16 protein-coding genes are annotated in these 17,640 nt (G+C 74.8%); 10 read left to right on the forward strand and 6 right to left on the reverse strand.

Going from position 1 to position 17,640, the window contains the following annotated elements:
- Positions 1–59 precede the first annotated feature (59 nt).
- The 3 genes from ACFWBF_RS07235 to ACFWBF_RS07245 form a co-directional block, all read right to left on the reverse strand.
- A complete protein-coding gene (locus ACFWBF_RS07235) occupies positions 60–1,142 on the reverse strand; it encodes an ATP-binding protein (RefSeq protein WP_385596531.1) in 1,083 nt (360 codons plus the stop codon).
- Positions 1,139–1,879 carry a response regulator transcription factor gene (locus ACFWBF_RS07240; protein WP_385596534.1) on the reverse strand — a complete coding sequence of 247 codons (741 nt, stop codon included), beginning with the start codon at positions 1,877–1,879 and terminating at the stop codon, positions 1,139–1,141. Before ACFWBF_RS07240 ends, ACFWBF_RS07235 begins: the two co-directional genes overlap by 4 nt.
- Positions 1,880–2,108: 229 nt before the next feature.
- Positions 2,109–2,678, reverse strand: coding sequence for a hypothetical protein (locus ACFWBF_RS07245; RefSeq protein ID WP_385596537.1), 570 nt, complete (start codon positions 2,676–2,678; stop codon positions 2,109–2,111).
- Between the two features lie 37 nt (positions 2,679–2,715).
- On the opposite strand from ACFWBF_RS07245, the gene ACFWBF_RS07250 reads away from it, so the two are divergent.
- Both ACFWBF_RS07250 and ACFWBF_RS07255 read left to right on the forward strand, forming a co-directional pair.
- Positions 2,716–4,134, forward strand: coding sequence for a glycosyltransferase family 39 protein (locus ACFWBF_RS07250; RefSeq protein WP_385596540.1), 1,419 nt, complete (start codon positions 2,716–2,718; stop codon positions 4,132–4,134).
- Positions 4,135–4,573: 439 nt separating this feature from the next.
- Positions 4,574–5,431 carry a sulfurtransferase gene (locus ACFWBF_RS07255; RefSeq protein WP_385596777.1) on the forward strand — a complete coding sequence of 286 codons (858 nt, stop codon included), beginning with the start codon at positions 4,574–4,576 and terminating at the stop codon, positions 5,429–5,431.
- Positions 5,432–5,466: 35 nt separating this feature from the next.
- On the opposite strand, the gene ACFWBF_RS07260 is transcribed toward ACFWBF_RS07255, so the two are convergent.
- The gene (locus ACFWBF_RS07260; protein WP_385596543.1) at positions 5,467–5,847 is read right to left on the reverse strand and encodes a VOC family protein; all 381 of its coding nucleotides are present in this window, start codon (positions 5,845–5,847) and stop codon (positions 5,467–5,469) included.
- 167 nt (positions 5,848–6,014) lie between these two features.
- Here ACFWBF_RS07260 and ACFWBF_RS07265 point away from each other — a divergent pair, with 167 nt between their 5' ends.
- The 3 genes from ACFWBF_RS07265 to ACFWBF_RS07275 all read left to right on the forward strand — a co-directional run bounded on the left by ACFWBF_RS07265 (position 6,015) and on the right by ACFWBF_RS07275 (position 9,632).
- Entirely contained in the window at positions 6,015–6,428 is a 414-nt protein-coding gene (locus tag ACFWBF_RS07265; RefSeq protein ID WP_385596546.1) for an HIT family protein, read from the forward strand.
- 200 nt (positions 6,429–6,628) lie between these two features.
- Entirely contained in the window at positions 6,629–9,025 is a 2,397-nt protein-coding gene (gene lon, locus ACFWBF_RS07270; RefSeq protein ID WP_385596549.1) for an endopeptidase La, read from the forward strand.
- 166 nt (positions 9,026–9,191) lie between these two features.
- Complete coding sequence (locus tag ACFWBF_RS07275) at positions 9,192–9,632, forward strand: MarR family winged helix-turn-helix transcriptional regulator (RefSeq protein WP_385228118.1); 441 nt, start codon at positions 9,192–9,194, stop codon at positions 9,630–9,632.
- Positions 9,633–9,770: 138 nt separating this feature from the next.
- Here the strand turns inward: ACFWBF_RS07275 and ACFWBF_RS07280 are convergent, their stop codons facing one another.
- On the reverse strand, positions 9,771–10,544 hold the full coding sequence (locus ACFWBF_RS07280) for a hypothetical protein (protein ID WP_385596552.1): 774 nt from the start codon (positions 10,542–10,544) through the stop codon (positions 9,771–9,773).
- A gap of 464 nt (positions 10,545–11,008) precedes the next feature.
- On the opposite strand from ACFWBF_RS07280, the gene ACFWBF_RS07285 reads away from it, so the two are divergent.
- From ACFWBF_RS07285 to ACFWBF_RS07305, 5 genes are read left to right on the forward strand one after another with little or no spacing between them, the layout of a single operon-like run.
- The gene (locus tag ACFWBF_RS07285) at positions 11,009–13,792 is read left to right on the forward strand and encodes a nitrate- and nitrite sensing domain-containing protein (protein ID WP_385596555.1); all 2,784 of its coding nucleotides are present in this window, start codon (positions 11,009–11,011) and stop codon (positions 13,790–13,792) included.
- On the forward strand, positions 13,789–14,271 hold the full coding sequence (locus tag ACFWBF_RS07290) for a roadblock/LC7 domain-containing protein (RefSeq protein ID WP_385596557.1): 483 nt from the start codon (positions 13,789–13,791) through the stop codon (positions 14,269–14,271). The genes ACFWBF_RS07285 and ACFWBF_RS07290 overlap by 4 nt, the downstream gene beginning before the upstream one ends.
- A complete protein-coding gene (locus ACFWBF_RS07295) occupies positions 14,268–14,657 on the forward strand; it encodes a DUF742 domain-containing protein (RefSeq protein ID WP_385596560.1) in 390 nt (129 codons plus the stop codon). Before ACFWBF_RS07290 ends, ACFWBF_RS07295 begins: the two co-directional genes overlap by 4 nt.
- Positions 14,638–15,261 carry an ATP/GTP-binding protein gene (locus tag ACFWBF_RS07300; protein ID WP_385596563.1) on the forward strand — a complete coding sequence of 208 codons (624 nt, stop codon included), beginning with the start codon at positions 14,638–14,640 and terminating at the stop codon, positions 15,259–15,261. Before ACFWBF_RS07295 ends, ACFWBF_RS07300 begins: the two co-directional genes overlap by 20 nt.
- Before the next feature lie 29 nt (positions 15,262–15,290).
- Positions 15,291–16,541 carry a styrene monooxygenase/indole monooxygenase family protein gene (locus tag ACFWBF_RS07305; protein ID WP_385596566.1) on the forward strand — a complete coding sequence of 417 codons (1,251 nt, stop codon included), beginning with the start codon at positions 15,291–15,293 and terminating at the stop codon, positions 16,539–16,541.
- On the opposite strand, the gene ACFWBF_RS07310 is transcribed toward ACFWBF_RS07305, so the two are convergent.
- Positions 16,502–17,638 (reverse strand): C40 family peptidase, encoded by a 1,137-nt coding sequence (locus ACFWBF_RS07310; protein WP_385596568.1) that lies wholly within the window; start codon positions 17,636–17,638, stop codon positions 16,502–16,504. The two genes, ACFWBF_RS07305 and ACFWBF_RS07310, sit on opposite strands and share 40 nt — an antisense overlap.
- Positions 17,639–17,640: the final 2 nt, after the last annotated feature.

Consider the following 17,640-nt stretch of genomic DNA (forward strand, 5'->3'; position numbering starts at 1 on the left):
CCCCTGACGGACCTCGGGACGTGTGGCCGAGATCATGTCCTTCCCACTCGAACCCTACGTCAACCCGGCACCTGTGAGCTGCCCGGAAGCGTGACAAGGATGCGGCATCCCCGTGACGATTCGGCCACTCCGATGTGCCCTCCGTGCAGTCCGACGGCCCAACGGGCGATGGCCAGCCCCAGTCCGGTGCCCCCGTCGCCGCCGCGGGCGCTGCCGCGGTTGAACCGCTCGAAGACCCGGTGGCGCTCCGCCTCCGGGATCCCGGGACCTTCGTCCAGGACTTCCAGGGCCAGGCTCCCGGGCGCGTCGCCGGCCCGCGCCCGTACGGTGACCCGGCCGTGCGGGGGGCTGTGCTTGAGCGCGTTGTCGATCAGGTTGGCCACGACCTGGTGCAGCCGCTCGGCGTCCGCGTAGGCCGACAGGTCGGACGGGAAGACGTCCAGGTGCAGGTGCACGTCGTTGCGGGTGTGCCCGCCCGAGCCCGTGGACAGCCCCGGCCGCCCGGCGGCCGCCAGCCCGGACTCCTTGAGCACCCCCGACAGGTAGGGCCACACCTCGAAGCGGCGGGCCCGCAGCGGCACCACCCCGTTGTCCACCCGGGACAGGTCCAGCAGGGTCTCCACGAGCCGCCCGAGGCGCTCGGTCTGCTTCAGCGCCGTCCGCATGGTCTCCGGATCGGGGTCCGAGACCCCGTCCACCACGTTCTCCAGCACCGCCCGCAGCGCCGCGATCGGCGTGCGCAGCTCGTGCGAGACGTTGGCGACGAGTTCCTTGCGGTGCCGGTCCACCGCCTCCAGGTCGTCCGCCATCAGATTGATCGTGGAGGCCAGGTCGCCCAGTTCGTCGCGGCGCCCGGCGCCGCGCACCCGGCGCGTGTAGTCGCCGTGGGATATCGCACGGGCCACGGTGGTCATGTCGTCCAGCGGCGCGGTCAGGCTGTGCGCGACGAACTGCGTGATCAGCATCGAGGCGATCACCGAGAACACCGTGATGAAGCGGAACTCGGTGTCGGTGCGCACCGCCACCATCAGCAGGCCCGTGGTGATGAAGACCGAGACCACGACGAGCGTGCCCAGCTTGGTCTTGATCGAGAACGGCGAGAACGGCCGCAGACCCCCGCCGTGCGGGCGCCCCGCGCTCACGCCTGCGCCGGGGTCTCCAGGGCGTACCCGACGCCGTGGACCGTACGGATCCGCTCCGCGCCGATCTTCCGGCGCAGTGCCTTGATGTGGCTGTCGACGGTACGGGTCCCCGACGCGTCGGCCCAGTCCCACACCTCCGCCAGCAGCTGCTCCCGCGAGAGCACCGCCCGCGGGGTCCCCGCCAGGCACACCAGCAGGTCGAACTCGGTCGGCGTCAGGTGCACGTCCTCGGTCTGCACCCGGACCCGGCGCTGCGCGTGGTCGATCTCCAGGTCCCCCAGCCGCAGGGTGGCCCCGCGCGGGGCGTGCGCGGCGAGCGTGGCCCGCTCCACCCGCCGCAGCAGTACGTGGACCCGCGCGGCCAGCTCGCGCATGGAGAACGGCTTCGTCATGTAGTCGTCCGCCCCGACCCCGAGGCCGACCAGCATGTCGGTCTCGTCGTCCCGGGCGGTGAGCATCAGCACGGGGACGGGCCGCTGCGCCTGGACCCGGCGGCAGACCTCCAGCCCGTCGAAGCCGGGCAGCATGACGTCGAGAACCAGCAGCTCGGGCAGCCAGCTCTCGGCGGCCGCCACCGCGGCCGGCCCGTCGTACGTCGTCTGCACCTGGAAGCCCTCGGCCCGCAGCCGGGCCGAGATGGCGTCGGCGATGGTGCGGTCGTCCTCGACCACGAGCACGCGCCGCTGAGCGCCGGGGGTTGCCGCGGCGCCGTTGTGGGTGGTGTGTGTCTGTTCCATGTCCCGCCCCTGAAGATCCCGCGTGATAGGGGTGCAGCGTAGAGGAGGCACCGGCCTGCGGCTATGCGCGGTTCGGACAGGGACGAACGCGGAGCGTGAGGGTGCGGGCGCCCTTCCCGCCAGGGGACGGGCAAGCGGCATATGCGGGGCCGTCAAGGGCCCCGAAGAAAGTGGAATCAAATCTTCAGCCCGCGGCGGTGGGGGAGGCCGGGTTCGCGGCTCCGAGTCCCTACTCCCCCTCGAAGGGGGGCAGCGCCGCGATGACCTTCTCCAGGCCCGGTGGCAGCGACCCCTGGTCGGCGGCCACCTCGTGGCCGTCGTGCACGATGGCGTACGCGTACCCGTCGAACACCGTCCCGCCCGTGGAGGTGCGGGGCAGGTGCGCGAAGTCCGCCTCCCGGAGCGCGCTGCGCAGCTGCTCCAGGGCGGCCGCCGACAGCTTGCCGGTGCCGGTCTGCTTCGCCTTCGCGTCGAGCCGCAGGAACGAGCCGTCGCCCTTGACGACCAGGCTGTGGGTCTGCCCGGCGAAGCCGCCGCTGCGCGTGACCCGGACGAGCGTCTCGTCGGGGTCGGGTGCCCGGGGGGTGGGGCTCGCGCCCGGCGCCGGCGTCCGGCCCGGGCTCCCGCTCGGGCTCTGGGCGGGTGTCAGGTGTGCGGTGAGCGTGACGGTGACCTCGTCCGGGGCGTTCTTGTCCGCCCCCGGCGAGGAGCACCCGCCGAGCACCAGCACCACCGGCAGCACCGCCGTCAGTACCGCCGTCAGTACCGCCGTCAGCGCGGCCGCTCGAAACGCTCGCACACCCCACCCCCGCAGGAAGCCGGACCGAACCACGAGTATGGAGTCCGCACCACCCGCACGGAAGCACCCGGAGGCCGACATCAGCCGCATCGCCCCCTGGCGCTGGCTGCCGCCGCTCGCCGCCGCCGCCCTCGGCCTCTGGGGTCTGGAGCGCGGCGGGAGCATGTGGCGTGACGAATCCGTCACCTGGCAGGCCGCGCACCGGCCGCTGGGAGGCCTCTGGGAACTGCTCGGGCAGGTCGACGCCGTCCACGGCCTGTACTACCTGCTCATGCACGGGGTCTTCGCGGTGTGGGACGCGGCCGGACTCCCGGGCGGCCTGCCCGGCGGCGGACTGTGGGCACTGCGGCTGCCCTCCGTCGTCGCCACCGCCCTCGCCGCGGCCGGCGTGGCCGCCGTCGGGCACCGGCTGGCGGGGGAGCGGGCCGGGCTGATCGCGGGCCTCGCCTACGCCGTGGCGCCGCCGGTGCAGATGTACGCCCAGGAGGGCCGCTCGTACGCCCTCGTCGCGGCCGCCGTGGTCTGGGCGACGTACCTGATGCTGCGCGAGCGCTGGGTGGCGTACGCCGGAGTGCTGCTGCTCGGCTGCTGGCTGCACGAGTTCGCCGTACTGGCCCTGCCCGCGCACGGCTTCGCCGCCCGGCGCTCGCGCGGCTGGCGCCGGAGCGCCGGAGCGGTCGCGGCCGGGCTGCTGCCGCTGGCCCTGGTCAGCGCCCGGCAGGCGCAGCAGCAGCTGGGCTGGCTCGGGCGCCCGAGCTGGCAGGACTGGGCTGCGTACGGGCTGGCCGCGGCGGCCGCGCTGCTGCTCGCGCGGGGAGCCTCGGCCCCGCGGGAACTCGTACGCGTCGCCCTGCCGCTGGCGCTGCTGCCGCCCGGGCTGCTGCTCGCGGTCTCGCTGGTGCACCCCTGGTACGTCGACCGGTACGTGCTCTACGCGCTGGCCGGGCTCGCCCTGCTGGCCGGGGCCCGGCTCGGGGCGGCGCGCGGCCCGCTGCCGTGGCTGCTGGTCGCGGCGCTGCTGGTGCCGTTCGGCTGGTGGTCGGCGTGGCTGCGCACCCCGGAGAGCCGCAAGGACGACGTGCTCGCGGTGGCCGCGGCCGTCCGGGAGCGGGCCCGGCCGGGGGACGCGGTGCTGTTCCTGCCGTCGAGGCGGCGCGAGTGGCTGCTGTCCTCGCCGCGGGTGTACGGGTCCCTGCGCGACCTGGCGCTGGAGCGCTCCCCGGCGGCCTCGCGCAGCCTCCAGGGCACGGAGCGGCCGGCGCCGGAGATCCGGGCGGCGCTGCTGGAGGCGGACCGGGTGGTGGCCCTGCTGGACCCGGCCGGGCAGCCGGTGGACGGCAACCCGGGGGAGGCGGTCAAACGCCAGACCCTGGTCTCGTCCTTCGACCTGTGCTCGGTGACCGAGGTGCGGGGCGCCCGGGTGGCGGTGTTCGCCCGGCCGGGCGGCTGCCCGTGAGCCCGGCCGGCCCGGGCCGGCTGCGGGGCCGGGGGAGCCGCACAGGAGGATGAGCCGTCCCGCGCCGCCCACCCGGCGCGGCCGCCGACCTCCGGAGGTGCCCATGCCCGCGCACGAGAACCCCGCCCCCCGAGACCCCACGCCGGACAAGCCCGCAGCCCCGGCGCCCGGCCCGACCGCGGGATCCGAGGCACTCCCGGTCGCGGCCACCGGTCCGACCGCGGGGTCCGAGCCCGGCCCGCTGCCGGAGGCGCTGCGGGGTGTGGTCTCCGGCCCGACCGCGGGTGCCGGGGCCGGCCTGCTGCCTGAAGCGCTGCCGGGCGCGGTCTCCGGGCCTGGTCCGCTGCCCGTATCGCTGTCTGGCGCCGGCCCCGAACTGCGCGGTGGCGCCCAGCCTGGCCCGCTGCCCAGCGCCCGGCCCGGCCCCCCGGCGGGCCCGCTGCCCGGGCCGTTGGTCGGGGTTGACTGGCTGGCGGGGCGGCTCGGGGCGGCCGGGCTCGTCGTCTTCGATGCCTCCGTCGGGGCCCACCGGGCCACGGACCGGCGGATCCCCGGGGCTCGGCCCTTCGACCTCGACGGGGTGCTGTCCGACCACGACGCGCCCGCGCCGCACGCCATGCCCGGCGCCGCCGAGTTCGCCGAGGCGATGCGCGGGCTCGGCCTCGACGACACCGACACCGTGGTCGTCTACGACGGCGCCGGGGTCTACTCCAGCGCCCGCGCCTGGTGGATGCTGCGCGCCATGGGCTTCGACCGGGTCGCGGTCCTCGACGGCGGACTGCCCGCCTGGCTCGCCGCCGGGCGGGAGGCCGAGGCCCACGGCCCGGCGTACGGGGGCCCGCGCGGCTCCTTCACCGCCCGGCCGCGCTCCGGCCTGCTGGTGGACAGCGCCGCCGTGGTGGCGGCCCTGGCGGACCCGGCCGCCGCCGTACTGGACGCCCGCACCCGGGAGCGTTTCGCCGGCACCGCCCCCGAGCCCCGGCCGGGCCTGCGCGGCGGCCACATGCCCGGCGCGGTCAACCTCCCCTTCGGGGAACTCCAGCGCGACGGCGGCCTGATGCGGCCGCCCGCGGAACTGCGTGCGGCCTTCGAGCCGCTGGTCGGCGGGGTCGGCGAGCGCGACCGGCTGCTGTTCAGCTGCGGCTCGGGCGTGACCGCCTGCGTCCTCGCCCTCGGCGCGACCCTCGCCGGATACGGGCACGGGCCCGGGCCCGGCCATGCGCACCTCGCCGTGTACGACGGCTCCTGGAGCGAGTGGGGCATGCCGTCCGACCTGCCGGTGGCCACGGGGAGTTAGTCCGCCGCCAGGGCGGCGGTTCTCCGGCCACAGCACTAACCCACCGGGCCCCGCTCGGCGGCGCTGCGCTCGACGCAGAACTCGTTGCCCTCGGGGTCGGCCAGGGTCACCCAGCCGGTCCCGTCGGGCTTGCGGTGATCGCCGACGAGGGTGGCGCCCAGCGCGAGGACCCGCTCGACCTCCTCGTCGCGCGACCGGTCCCGGGGCTGCAGATCCACGTGCAGCCGGTTCTTCGCGGTCTTCGCGTCGGGCACGGTCACGAACAGCAGGGTGGAGCCGGGCGCCGTGACCAGTGCCTCGGGGTCCCCGGGAAAGTCGTCGTCGCCGAGCGAGCCGTCCAGGACGGCGGCCCAGAACTGCCCCAGGCGGTACGCGTCGGAGCAGTCGAAGGTGAGGTGTCGTACGAGAGAAGCCATGCGGCGCACTATCGGTGAGTTCCCGGACCCCTGTCCAGCGCATTCGGGCGGCCCCCAACGGCCGCCTGCCGACGGATCCGACGTCCCGAAGGCCCGCACCGCTCACGCTGCCACCGGCCGCGAAATCCGAGCGCGCCCGAGCCCCCGGCCCTGGCAAGGTCGGCCGCATGGACTGCATCTTCTGCCGCCTGATCCGGGACGGCGCGGCCCGCTGGGTGCACCGCGGCCCCGTGGCCTGCGCGTTCGCCCCGCTGGACCCGCTCGCGCCGGGGCACACCCTGGTGGTGCCCACCGCGCACCACGCCGACGTCTTCGATACGCCCCCGCAGACCCTGGCCGACACCATGGCCCTCGTGCAGCGTCTCGCCGGAGCGATGCGCGGCGCGCTGGGGGCCGGCGGCGTGGACATCCTCAGTGCCAACGGGCCCGGCTCCGAACAGTCGGTGCCCCACCTCCACTTCCACGTGGTGCCCCGCTGGGCGGACGACGGCTTCTCCACCTGGCCCGCCCGCCGCTCCGCCCACCCCGCCACCGGCGACCCCGTCGCCCGCCTCGCCGCCGCGCTGACCGGAGCGGGCTGATGCCCCCCGGCCCCCCCGCACCGTGGACGGGCGACGACCCCCGCCACAACGACCGGGCCCACGAGCGCCGGCTGCCCTCGCGGAACCGCCTCACGGCGGGCACGCTCCCGTTCGCCCCGGGCGAACGGGGGTTGGGGAACAACGGCGGGCGCACATGCATTGAGTCGGCATAGCTCAACTTGACTGCCGGAGGGAAGATCATGGGTTCGACGTCCGTAACGCTCACTCTGCCCGTGCTGCCGCTCGACGACGAGGTCGTGCTGCCTGGGATGGTCGTTCCGCTGGATCTGTCCGACGCCGAGGTGCGCGGGGCCGTCGAGGCCGCCCAGGCCGCCGTCGGGAGCGGAAAGCCCCGGGTACTGCTCGTGCCGCGGGTCGACGGCAAGTACGCCGGCACCGGTGTGCTGGGGACCGTCGAGCAGGTGGGCCGGCTCTCCGACGGGGATCCGGGCGCGCTGATCAGGGGACGGGGCCGGGTCCGCATCGGGGCCGGGACCACCGGGCCCGGGGCCGCCCTCTGGGTCGAGGGCGAGACCGTGGAGGAGACCCTCCCGGACCCGCTGCCGGGGGCCGTCACCGAGCTCGTCACGGAGTACAAGGCGCTCGCCACCAGCTGGCTCAAGAAGCGCGGGGCCTGGCAGGTCGTGGACCGGGTCCAGCAGATCGAAGGGGTGTCGGCCCTGGCCGACAACTCCGGGTACTCGCCGTTCCTGAGCGTGGCCCAGAAGGTCGAGCTCCTGGAGACCGCCGACCCCGTCGCCCGGCTCAAGCTCGCCGTCAAGGCGCTCAGCGACCACCTCGCCGAGCAGGACGTCGCCGAGTCCATCGCCAAGGACGTACAGGACGGTGTGGACAAGCAGCAGCGGGAGTTCCTGCTCAGGCGCCAGCTGGAGGCCGTCCGCAAGGAACTGCGCGAGCTGAACGGGGAGAAGGACGGCGAGGAGTCCGACGACTACCGGACCCGGGTGGAAGCCGCCGACCTGCCCGAGAAGGTACGGGAGGCCGCGCTCAAGGAAGTCGAGAAGCTGGAGCGCGCCAGCGACCAGTCGCCCGAGGGGTCCTGGATCCGCACCTGGCTCGACACGGTGCTCGAACTGCCCTGGAACGAGCGGACCGAGGACGCGTACGACATCCGCGGCGCCCGCGCGGTGCTCGACGCCGAGCACGCCGGGTTGAGCGACGTGAAGGACCGGATCACCGAGTACCTCGCCGTGCGCAAGCGGCGCGGCGAGCGCGGCATGGGCGTCGTCGGCGGCCGCCGCGGCGGGGCCGTGCTGGCCCTCGTCGGACCGCCCGGGGTGGGCAAGACCTCCCTCGGGGAGTCCGTGGCGCACGCGATGGGGCGCAAGTTCGTACGGGTGGCCCTGGGCGGCGTACGCGACGAAGCCGAGGTCCGCGGCCACCGCCGGACGTACGTCGGCGCCCTGCCGGGGCGGATCGTCCGCGCCATCAAGGAAGCCGGGTCGATGAACCCGGTGGTGCTGCTCGACGAGATCGACAAGGTGGGGTCCGACTTCCGGGGAGACCCGGCCGCGGCCCTGCTGGAGGTCCTGGACCCGGCGCAGAACCACACCTTCCGCGACCACTACCTGGAGGTCGAACTCGACCTGAGCGACGTGGTCTTCCTGGCCACCGCCAACGTGCTGGAAGCCATTCCGGAGGCGCTCGCCGACCGCATGGAGCTGGTCCGGCTCGACGGGTACACCGAGGACGAGAAGGTCGTCATCGCCCGCGACCACCTGCTGCCGCGTCAACTGGAGCGCGCCGGCCTGGGCGTGGAGGAGGTCGTCCTGGAGGAGGAGGCGCTGCGGAAGCTGGCCGGCGAGTACACCCGCGAGGCGGGCGTGCGCACCCTGGAGCGGTCCATCGCGCGGCTGCTGCGCAAGGTGGCCTCGCAGCACGAGCTGGGCGAGCGGGAGCTGCCACTGAGCATCGGCGCGGGCGATCTGCGGGCGCTGATCGGGCGGCCGCACCACGTGCCGGAGTCCGCGCAGGACCCGGCCGAGCGGCGCACCGCGGTGCCCGGCGTGGCCACCGGCCTCGCGGTGACCGGGGCGGGCGGCGACGTGCTCTTCGTCGAGGCCTCCCTGGCCGACCCCGAGACCGGCGCGGCCGGGCTCACGCTCACGGGACAGCTCGGTGACGTCATGAAGGAGTCGGCGCAGATCGCGCTCAGCTTCCTGCGCTCGCACGGCGCGGAGCTGGAGCTCCCGGTGGCCGACCTGAAGGACCGGGGCGTGCACATCCACTTCCCGGCGGGCGCGGTGCCCAAGGACGGCCCGAGCGCGGGCATCACCATGACGACGGCGCTGGCCTCGCTGCTGTCCGGGCGGCAGGTCCGTACGGACGTGGCCATGACCGGCGAGGTCTCGCTCACCGGCCGGGTCCTGCCGATCGGCGGCGTGAAGCAGAAGCTGCTCGCCGCGCACCGGGCCGGGCTGACCACCGTCATCATCCCGAAGCGCAACGAGGCCGACCTGGACGATGTCCCGGCCGAGGTGCTGGAGGGGCTGGAGGTGCACCCGGTGACGGATGTACGCCAGGTCCTGGAGATCGCGCTCGCCCGGCAGGAGGTGTCCTTCACCACGGCGGCCTGACCGCGGCCCTCCCGCCGCCCGGCCTTCTTCGACCGCCCTTCGCCCGACCTGCGCCGCAGTGGCCCGGGGACCCGTTCCGGCGGGGTCCCGGGCCCTCGGTGTGCCCGCTGCGAAATACTGGGGGCCGACGCGGCCGGAGCGCCGCACCCCACCGAAGGAGCAGGACGTGCACGGGAGCGAAGATCAGGAGTTCCTTGCCCTGGAGCGGGAGCTGTCCGTCTTCCTCCGGCGCGCCCGCGCCTCCTCCGGGGAGATGGCCCGCGCCCTGCACCCCGAGCTGGAGCCGGCCGCGTACGGGCTCCTCACGCGCCTGGAGGCCGCGGGCCGCCAGCGCGCCACCGAACTCGCCGCCTACTTCGGGGTCGGCAAGGCCACCATGAGCCGCCAGCTGCGCGCCCTGGAGCTGCTGGGCCTGGTCGCCCGCGAGCCGGACCCCGCGGACGGCCGGGCCTTCCTGGTCGGACTCACCGACGAGGGCCGCGAGCGGTTCCTGCGGGTACGGGGCGCGCGGCGCGAGCAGTACATGCGCAAGCTCGCCGACTGGGACCGGGGCGAGGTCGCCGAGCTGGCCCGGCTGCTCAACCAGTTGAACGCGGGGGCCGAGTAGCCGAACCGGCGGGTGGGTTGCGCCGCATGGCCGTTGTGACAGTGACCTGGGCGCCCCTGGACGAAGTCGAGCCCCGGAGGCCGGCCCACGGCGCGCCTGCCGCTGCGCCCCGCCCGTCGCCCCCGCCCGCCGCCCCGCCTACAGCTCCGCGTACACCGCCGACGCGTCGTCGTGCCGCTTGCCGCGCGCCTGCGGCCGGGCCGGGTCCGACTCCAGCGCCCGGACCCGGCCGATCAGGCTCTGCGCGCCCTCCTTGCGCAGCACGGCCAGGCACTCGGTCCAGTCGCCCTCCCCGAACGTGTCCGTCCACCGGCTGGCCCCGTCCGTGAGCGCGGCCAGCGCCCGGACGTCCGCCCGCGGGGTGCGCCCGGTGACCGCCCGCGCCGCCACCGCCGGGTCCGCGGCCGCGGTGAAGAAGCCGCCCTCGGCGTTGCGCAGTGCGTCCGCCCCGGCCACCGAGCGCAGCGCCTCGCGCGGGATCCGGTCCAGCCGGTCGTCGAGCACGGCCGTCACCTCGCCGCCGGGCGCCTGGAGGAGCAGTACGGAGTCCGAGAGCACCAGGTGCTCGACCCAGTCCTCGTCCCAGCGCACCACGACCACCGTCGCCTGCGGGGTGCGTACGTGAGAAAGGTCACAGGTGTCGCGGTGGGCCCCGGCGGTGGCGCCGATGGCCTCCGCCAGGATCCGGCTCAGCGGCATGTCCCGCCGCGATCCGGACAGTTCGGTCAATCGGCCGCCGAGCCGGGTCGCGAACCAGGGCACTCCGTGCGCGCATCCCACCTCCCCGCGCGGCGGGGTGACCCCGTCCAGGGTGACCAGTACGCCGCCGCCCGACGCGGGTATCGCGGCCGACACCCAGTCCTCATTGGGGCGTTCCGGGCTGCCGGGGGCCGAGGCCAGGTCGATGCGCATACGGACATTCTGCCCGCCGGGCCCTGGCGGCGCGGCTCCGCCCGCGAAAAGTCCGTACCAATTCCCGAGACGGGTGGGACGCGTGGGGCCGCAGCGGGACCCGCGGAGCCGCCCGGATGTGGGCGGGCATACTGCCAAAAGCCGCATCGATCTTTCAACCACCCGTCCACGGCCGCGCTCTGACACCCGATCGCCGAGTTGGTCGCCAACTCATCCGTGATGTTCACTCCTTCGAGTGGCCGGGCGGGCGATGGGCGGCTCTCTCCCCAACACACTGCGAAGGTCTGTGGCGGTACGAGGGGGCAAGGAGCGTTTACTTGTTGACCGGCCGTTACCTCGGCCACACGAGTAGACGAGCAGCACGAGCAACACGTACAGGATTGCGAGCACCGGTGCAGAAGAAGCGGTCTCGACAGAACGGCACCGCCCCCGACGGGCCCGCCCCCGCAGGACGCCGTGTCCGCGTGCGCAGCCGGCTGGTCGTCGGCGTCGCCGCCGCCGGACTCGCCGTCCTCGCGGCCGGCGCCCCCGCCGCCGTCTCCGCCTCGGCGGACCTGAACGACTCCCAGCGCCTGGTCACGCTCGCCGAGCAGACCCGGCAGACCCTCACCCTCTCCCACCTCCTCGGCGACGAGCGCGACGCCGTCATCGAGTACGTGGCCGAGGGCCGCCCCGGCGCCGCCGCCAAGGGCCCCGTGCAGGAGCGCGCCGCCCGTACCGACCGGCAGCTCGCCGAGGTCCAGGCCCTGGCCGACGAGGAACTCGCCCGCGCCATAGGCCGGGTCCGGGCCGTGCGGACCGAGGCCCTCGACGGCAAGGGCACCGCCCTCGCCGCCCACCAGGCCTACGCCGGGGTCATCGCGCAACTCCTCGCCCCCGGCAACCGGCTCGCCGAGCTCACCCCGCCGCGCGCCGCGGCCGCCCTCGCCACCACCCGGCCGCTCGCCCCCCTCGGCCAGGCCGTGGAACAGGCCGCGGCCACCCGTGGACTGCTGCTCGCCGCGCTGGCCGTCCCCCGCGGCGAGCAGCCCCCCGGCTCGGCGGTGATGGACGAACTCACCACCGCCGCCCAGCGTGCGCGCGTACGGGAGCAGGCCGCCCTCGACGACTTCGCCCGGGCCGCGCGCCCCGACGTACGCCAGACCCTCGCCGCGACCGTCACCGGCCCCGAGGTCAAGACGGCCGACGACTACCTCCGGCGGCTCACCGAACGGCCCACCCTCACCGGCGCCGACCGAAGGCTCGACGGAGCCGCCGTCGGCTCCGCGCTCACCGCCCGCATCGACCGGATGAGGTCGGTGGAATCCACCCTCGCCGGCCAGCGGGCCACCACGCTCGCCGCGCTGCGGGACGACGACGTGACCTCGCTGGAGACCCTCGTCGCCTTCCTGGGCGTGCTGTTCCTGGTCACCATCGCCGTCTCCACGGCCGTCGCCCGCTCGCTGACCCGGCCGCTGTCGGTGCTCCGGCGCGGCGCGGCCCGGCTGGCGACCCCGGAGGGCTCGGTGGAACCGGTGCGGTTCACGGGCCGCAACGACGAGTTCGCCGAGGTGGTACGCCACCTCAACGCCGTGCGCGACCAGACGGTCTCGCTGCACACCCGGATCGCCGGGCTCGACGCCGACCGGCGGCGGATCATCGGCCGCAACGAGGCGCTGGCCGCGGGCCGCGAAGCGCTGGAGGACGAGCTCGCGCAGCTGCGGGCGGGGCTGGAGGAGCACCGCCGCATCATGTCGACGACCTCGGTCTCCCTCTCGCTGCGCACGCTCGGCCTGGTGGAGCGCCAGCTCGCGGTCATCGAGGAGCTGGAGTCCGAGGAGCAGGACCCGGACCGGCTGGCGACCCTGTTCAAACTGGACCACCTGGCGACGGTGATGCGCCGCCACAACGAGAACCTGCTGGTCCTGGCCGGGCAGGAACACGGCCACGGGCAGGGCGCGGCGGTGCCGCTGGTCGACGTCATGCGGGCGGCGGTCAGCGAGATCGAGCGCTACGAGCGGGTCGACCTGGCCGCGCTGCCCTCGTACACGCAGGTCGCCGGGCACGCGGCCGACGACATCTCGCACGTGCTGGCCGAGCTGCTGGAGAACGCGACCACCTTCTCGCCGCCGGACGTCAAGGTGAAGGTGTCCGGGTGGCTGCTGGACTCCGGCGACGTGGTGCTCTCCGTCCTGGACGAGGGCATCGGGGTCACCGGGGACCGCCTGGAGTCGCTGAACTCCCGGCTGTCCACGCCGGAGGCCTACGACGAGGAGCCCGAGGCGGAACACGGCCTGGGCCTCGGCCTGTACGTGGCCGGGCGGCTCGCGGCGCGGCACGGGGTGACGGCGGAGCTGCGCGCAGCGCGGCACGGCGGGACCGAGGCGCTGGTGGTCGTCCCGGCGGCGCTGCTGCCGGACACCCCGCCGGTGTCGCCGGTCCACACCCTGGGAGCGCCGGGAGCGCCGGCCCTGCACCTGCCGGGCGTGATCGCGGAGGCGAACCAGAACACGCTCCAGGGCCGGACCCGAGGCCCGGCGGAGCCGCGGCCCGAGCCGACGCCCGAGCCGGCATCCGAGCCGACGTCCGAGCCGACGCCCGAGCCGACGTCCGAGCCGACCTCCGAGGCCGCGCCGACCACCGACCCGCAGCCTTCGCCGCAGCCACGGGCGGATTCGGCGCCCGAGCCGACGCGGGAGCGCCAGTTCGCTGCCGAGCCGGAGTACGGGTTCGGGGCCGAGCCGCTGCCGGAGCGCGCGTCCGCCGCCGGTCCGGAGCCGGAGCCGGAGCTGTGGCCGGAGTTCGACGCCGCGCCGGAGCAGGAGTCCGGGTACCCCGCCGGTGGCGCGCAGTTGCCGCCCGCGGACCAGGTGTTCACCGTCCCGGCCCAGGGGGACCCCGGGCAGGAGCTGCTCGCGCGGGTCGTGCCCGAACCCGCGCCGGAGGCGGAGCCGCACGGCCACGCCCCCGCCGCCGACGACGACTGGCTGCCCCGCCAGGGCAGCCACCCCGCCGGCGACCAGGCAGAGGCCGAAGCCGAGCCCGTCACCGGCAAGGGCCTGCCCAAGCGGACCCCCCGGGTGGTGGCCGCCGGGCGCGGGGACGACGTACGGACTGAACCGCGCCGGGTCGACGCCGACGAACTGCGCCGCCGCCTCGGCGGGTTCTACCGCGGCGCCCAGGACGGGCGGCGCGTCGCCGCCGCCGAGAACGCGCAGCACCAGGGGCAGACCGACCGGGGGGACACCGCACAGGAGGCACGCACATGACCGCGCCCAGTACGTACGGACTGAGCAGCCAGGCCCGCAACCTGCAGTGGCTGCTGACCGACCTGGTCGAGGAGGTGCCCGGCGTCGACTCCGTGGCCGTCGTGTCCTCGGACGGGCTGCTGCTGCTCTCCTCCGACCTCGTCCCGGAGCCGGACCGGCCACCCGCCGGGCGCCCCAAGGGCCCGCGTGGCGCCTCCGCCGACCTGGCGACCATCGTCTCCGGCCTCGGCAGCCTCACCGCGGGAGCCGCCGCCCTCATGGACGGCGGCGCGGTGAAGCAGACCATGGTGGCCATGGAACACGGCTCCGTGTTCGTCATGGCCATCAGCGACGGCTCGCTCCTCGGCGTGCACGCCGCCGCCGACTGCGACATGAGCGTCGTCGCCTACCACATGGCCCTGTTCGTCGGCCGCGCCGGCCACGTCCTGACCCCCGAAGTCCGCAGTGAGCTGCGCCAGTCGATGGAGAGAACAGCGTGAGGAGTCCGGCCTCCGACCGGCTGCCGATACGCGGCGCCGAGCGCCGCCCCGCCCGCGTCCGCCCGTACTCCCTCACGGGCGGCCGCACCCGCGTCACGCACGTCCTGCTGGTGGAGACCTTCGTCGCCACCCTGGACCCCCACGCGTCCCGGCCGCAGAAGCCCGACCGTATGCCCGAGATGCCCGCCATCGTCGAGCTCTGCCGCCGCATGCGGACGATCGCCGAGATCGCGGCGCTGCTGAAGCTGCCGCTCGGGGTGGTCCGCGTCCTGGTCAGCGACCTCGCCGACCAGGGAAGGCTGCGCGTCTACGGGACCGGGCACGGCACCGGCCGTCCCGAACGCGCGCTGCTGGAAAGGGTGCTCAGTGGTCTTCGCCGTCTCTGAAACCCCCACGGCCGAGGACGACGAGGCGGTGCAGCCCTGGCAGTACGACCGCTCCCGCGCCCCCGTCGCCGTCAAGGTGCTGGTCGCGGGCGGCTTCGGCGTCGGCAAGACCACCTTCGTGTCCTCCGTCTCCGAGATCACCCCGCTGCGTACCGAGGCGGTGATGACCCAGGCCAGCGCGCCGACCGACGACCTGTCCGCGACCCCGGACAAGAACACCACCACCGTCGCGATGGACTTCGGGCGCGTCACCCTCGACGACGACCTCGTCCTGTACGTGTACGGGACGCCGGGGCAGGAACGATTCTGGTTCATGTGGGACGACCTGGTCCGCGGGGCCATCGGCGGCATCGTGCTCGCCGACACGCGCCGGCTGCGCGACTGCTTCCCGGCCCTCGACTACTTCGAGAGCTGCGGGCTGCCGTACGCCGTCGCCGTCAACCACTTCGAGGGCACGCCCTCGTACGAGCCCGAGGACGTGCGGGAGGCGCTGACCATCCCGCCCCGCGTACCCGTGGTGATCATGGACGCGCGGCGCCGCACCACCGTCGTCGAATCGCTGCTGACCCTGGTGGGCCACGCACTCGACGCCACTCCCGAATAGGGCCCCCTCCCGAACAGAGAACGTGAGAGATGCGCAAGATACTCGTCGTCGGCGCCGGCCAGTCCGGCCTCCAGCTCGCCCTCGGACTCCAGTCCAAGGGGTACGAGGTCACCCTCATGTCCAACCGGACGGCGGACGAGATCCGCACCGGGCGGGTCATGTCCACGCAAGTCATGTTCGACACCGCGCTCCAGCACGAGCGGGACCTCGGGCTGAACTTCTGGGAGCAGCAGGCCCCGAAGATCCAGGGCCTGGGCGTCTCGGTCGCCGCCCCCGACGGCGGCCGCGCCGTCGACTGGCTGGGCCGGCTGAAGGGCCACGCGCAGTCCGTCGACCAGCGCGTGAAGATGGCGCTCTGGCTGGACACCTTCGCCCAGCGCGGCGGCCAGTTGGTCATCCACGGCGCGTCCGTCGCCGACCTGGACTACTTCTCCCGTACGTACGACCTCGTGCTGGTCGCGGCCGGCAAGGGCGAGCTGGTGTCGATGTTCGGGCGGGACGCGGCGCGCTCCCCGTACGACGCCCCGCAGCGGGCCCTGGCCGTCAGCTACGTCCACGGGCTCGGGCCGCGGCCCGAGCGCCCCGAGACCGAGGCCGTGCGCTGCAACCTGGTGCCGGGCGTGGGCGAGCTGTTCGTGATGCCGACGCTGACCACCTCGGGGCGGGCGGACATCCTGTTCTGGGAGGGCCTGCCGGGCGGTCCGCTGGACGTGTTCAACGGGGTGAAGGACCCGGCGGAGCACCTCGCGCTGACGCTGGAGCTGATGGAGAAGTTCACGCCGTGGGAGTACGCGCGGGCGAAGGAGGCGGAGCTCACGGACGCGGGCGCCACGCTCGCCGGCCGCTACGCGCCCGTCGTGCGCAACCCCGTCGGCCGGCTGCCGGGCGGCGGCCTGGTGCTGGGCGTCGCGGACGTGGTCGTGGCGAACGACCCGATCACCGGGCAGGGCTCGAACTCCGCCGCCAAGTGCGCGGCCTCGTACCTCTCCTCGATCCTCATGCACGGGGACAAGCCGTTCGACGAGGCGTGGATGAAGGCGACCTTCGACAAGTTCTGGTTCACCACCGGCAAGCCGGTGACCCAGTGGACCAATGCGATGCTGGGCGTCCCGCCGGAGCACGTGCTGAACCTGATCGGGGCGGCCGGGCAGCTCCAGCCGGTGGCGGATCGTTTCGCCAACGGCTTCGACAACCCGGCCGACTTCGACGCGTACTTCTACGACCCCGAGGACGCGGCGGACTACCTGTCCGAGGTCGCGGGTTCGGTTTCCGCGGAGTAGCCGGTGTCGTCCCCCGCCGCGGCCGCCTCGGGCAGCGGCGGCGGGGTGAAGTCCGCGAGCGGGGCGCCGTCGGGATCGGGCCGTACGGCCCCCAGCAGCGGATTCGCGGCGATCGGCGAGACCTTCACCCGGGCCCCGGGCCGCGGGGCCTGGATCACCTTCCCGTCGCCCACGTACAGGGCCACGTGGGTGGCGGTGGGGAAGTACACCACCAGGTCGCCCGGCCGCAGCTTGTCCAGCGGCACCTTGGGCAGCCGCGCCCACTGCTCCTGGCTGGTACGGGGGATCGCGCGGCCGGCGTGCGCCCAGGCCTGCGAGGTCAGCCCCGAGCAGTCGAAGGACCCCGGCCCCTCGGCGCCCCAGACGTACGGTTTGCCGAGCTGCGCGGTCGCGTACGTCAGGGCCGTGCCGCCGGCAGCGGTGGGCGTACGGGGCGTGGCGCCGAGCTTGCCGGAATCGAGCAGCTCCCGCTGCGCGGTGGCGGTGTTCTCGGCCTCCCGGGTGCCGAGTTGGCCGAGCTGCTCGGGGGTGAGGGAGGCGAGCACCTTCTCCACCTCCTTGAGCTGGAGCGCGACTTCGTCCTGGTGGCGCTTGCGCTCCTTCGTGAGCTGCTGCTCGGAGTCCAGGGCCTTGCGGGCGGCGCCGGCGAGGGCGTCGGCCTGCCGCTCGCCCCGGGCGAGGCGGGCCAGTACGCCGGCCCGGCGGGCGCCCTCGCGGGCGGCCAAGCGGCGCTGCTCCAGGGCGCTGCGGGGGTCCCCGGAGAACAGCATCCGGGCGTACGGGGAGAACCCGCGGGCCCCCCGGTACTGCTCCCGTGCCAGCCGCCCGGCGGCGGCCTGCTCGGCCCCGACGGCTCCCCGGGCCCTGCCGAGCTCGACGCCGAGCCGCCGCTCCTCGCTCTGCCGGGCGGTGAGCGCGGCCTCGGCGGCGTTGTACGCCTCGGCGGCCTGCTCGGCCTTCTGGTAGAGCCCCTGGAGCCGGGTGAGCAGGACGCCGACGGGTTCGGCGGGCGTGGCCGGTTCGGCGCGGGCGCCGGCCGATGCGGTCGCGACGAGCACCACGGCAACGCAGGCGGCGCGGAACAGCCGACCTGACATGT

Source organism: Streptomyces sp. NPDC060028, assembly GCF_042736725.1.
In the GTDB taxonomy this organism is placed as follows: Bacteria; Actinomycetota; Actinomycetes; order Streptomycetales; family Streptomycetaceae; genus Streptomyces.

What these genes read in the sequence shown, in the direction of transcription:
- ACFWBF_RS07260 (WP_385596543.1), bottom strand. Translation starts at nt 5,847, where the DNA reads ATGGCTTCTCTCGTACGACACCTCACCTTCGACTGCTCCGACGCGTAC.
- ACFWBF_RS07310 (WP_385596568.1), bottom strand. Translation starts at nt 17,638, where the DNA reads ATGTCAGGTCGGCTGTTCCGCGCCGCCTGCGTTGCCGTGGTGCTCGTC.
- ACFWBF_RS07250 (WP_385596540.1), top strand. Translation starts at nt 2,716, where the DNA reads ATGGAGTCCGCACCACCCGCACGGAAGCACCCGGAGGCCGACATCAGC.
- ACFWBF_RS07290 (WP_385596557.1), top strand. Translation starts at nt 13,789, where the DNA reads ATGACCGCGCCCAGTACGTACGGACTGAGCAGCCAGGCCCGCAACCTG.
- ACFWBF_RS07280 (WP_385596552.1), bottom strand. Translation starts at nt 10,544, where the DNA reads ATGCGCATCGACCTGGCCTCGGCCCCCGGCAGCCCGGAACGCCCCAAT.
- ACFWBF_RS07240 (WP_385596534.1), bottom strand. Translation starts at nt 1,879, where the DNA reads ATGGAACAGACACACACCACCCACAACGGCGCCGCGGCAACCCCCGGC.
- lon (WP_385596549.1), top strand. Translation starts at nt 6,629, where the DNA reads ATGGGTTCGACGTCCGTAACGCTCACTCTGCCCGTGCTGCCGCTCGAC.
- ACFWBF_RS07305 (WP_385596566.1), top strand. Translation starts at nt 15,291, where the DNA reads ATGCGCAAGATACTCGTCGTCGGCGCCGGCCAGTCCGGCCTCCAGCTC.
- ACFWBF_RS07265 (WP_385596546.1), top strand. Translation starts at nt 6,015, where the DNA reads ATGGACTGCATCTTCTGCCGCCTGATCCGGGACGGCGCGGCCCGCTGG.